Annotated in this window: 3 protein-coding genes; 1 reads left to right on the forward strand and 2 read right to left on the reverse strand. The window is 57.9% G+C overall.

What is annotated here, in order from left to right; genetic code table 11:
* Both AC1DRJ_RS28450 and cmoA read right to left on the reverse strand, forming a co-directional pair.
* The coding region (locus AC1DRJ_RS28450) for a DUF1698 domain-containing protein (RefSeq protein WP_477805075.1) at positions 1–183 on the reverse strand (183 nt) is incomplete at its 3' end.
* A complete protein-coding gene (gene cmoA, locus AC1DRJ_RS28455) occupies positions 180–959 on the reverse strand; it encodes a carboxy-S-adenosyl-L-methionine synthase CmoA (RefSeq protein ID WP_477805076.1) in 780 nt (259 codons plus the stop codon). The genes cmoA and AC1DRJ_RS28450, both read right to left, overlap by 4 nt.
* Positions 960–1,025: 66 nt before the next feature.
* On the opposite strand from cmoA, the gene AC1DRJ_RS28460 reads away from it, so the two are divergent.
* The coding region (locus tag AC1DRJ_RS28460) for a hypothetical protein (RefSeq protein ID WP_477805077.1) at positions 1,026–1,217 on the forward strand (192 nt) is incomplete at its 3' end.

The raw sequence follows: 1,217 nt of genomic DNA on the forward strand, positions 1-1,217 counted from the left end.
GCCATTGAGCAAGTCGACTTCGCTCGGCTGAATTTTTGGCAAAGCATCCAGCGCACTCTGCCAGCGCTCCAGGTCGCCATGACCCTTTTCCATTTTCTTGTCGAGTTGCGCTTGCAGGGTGTTAGCCCATTCGGACAAAGGTGTACCGGCCAAACGGCGGGCGAGGGGGGACAGATCAATCATGGCAAGGCAATCAACGAGGCAAAGTTAAGACACTGGAACCACGGCACGACTTTCGAGAACCCAGCGGCCAGCAGGCGTTCGCGGTGTTCTTCGAGGCTGTCGGGCTTCATGACATTTTCGATGGCGCTGCGCTTCTGGGCGATTTCCAGTTCGCTGTAGCCGTTGGAGCGTTTGAAGGCGACGTGCAGGTCGGTGAGCAGCGCGTGTTCTTCGGGATCGTTGAAGCGCAGTTTCTCCGACAGGATCAGCGCACCGCCCGGCAACAGCGACTGGCGGATGCGCGACAGCAACGCAGTACGCTGCTCCGGGGCGATGAATTGCAGGGTGAAGTTCAACGCCACCACCGAGGCCGGTTGAAACTCAAGGGCGAGGATGTCGCCTTCGATCACGTCCACCGGCAGCAACTCCTGGAACATCGAGTCCTGACCGTTGAGGTATTCGCGGCAGCGTTCGACCATCGCCGCCGAGTTATCCACAGCAATGACGCGGCAACCGTCGGTGCGCACGTGACGGCGCAGCGCCTGAGTCACGGCACCGAGTGACGAACCGAGGTCGTAGAGCACGCTATTGGGCTGGGCGAACTGCGCGGCGAGCACGCCGAGGTTTTCGACGATGGTCGGATAACCCGGCACCGAGCGCTTGATCATGTCCGGGAACACCCGCACCACGTCCTCGTTAAAGGCGAAGTCAGGCACCTGGGTCAAAGGCTGGGCGAAAAGGCGATCGGGTTCTTTGCTCACGGCGGTTCCAGCGGCGTTGGTGGAAAAGGCCGGCATTTTAGCCAAATTGACGGGGGGATGCGCGGGTTGTCTGATAAACCGTGAGGATGGCCGGCGGGGATTGTGACTGGTGAAGATCAGAAAGCTGTTTGCGCAGAGGGGGCGTTAAATGAAGTAATGAATGGCCATGTCTCGAATCGGGGGGCTGGCCATTCAGAATTTGAAAAGTTATTGCTGTGGTTCCATCAACACAATATAGGTGGATTGGCCAGCGATCTTGAGTTCTTTATTCCTCTCGTTTACGCCTTTAAAATC

It is taken from the genome of Pseudomonas sp. P5_B2, from assembly GCF_056400445.1.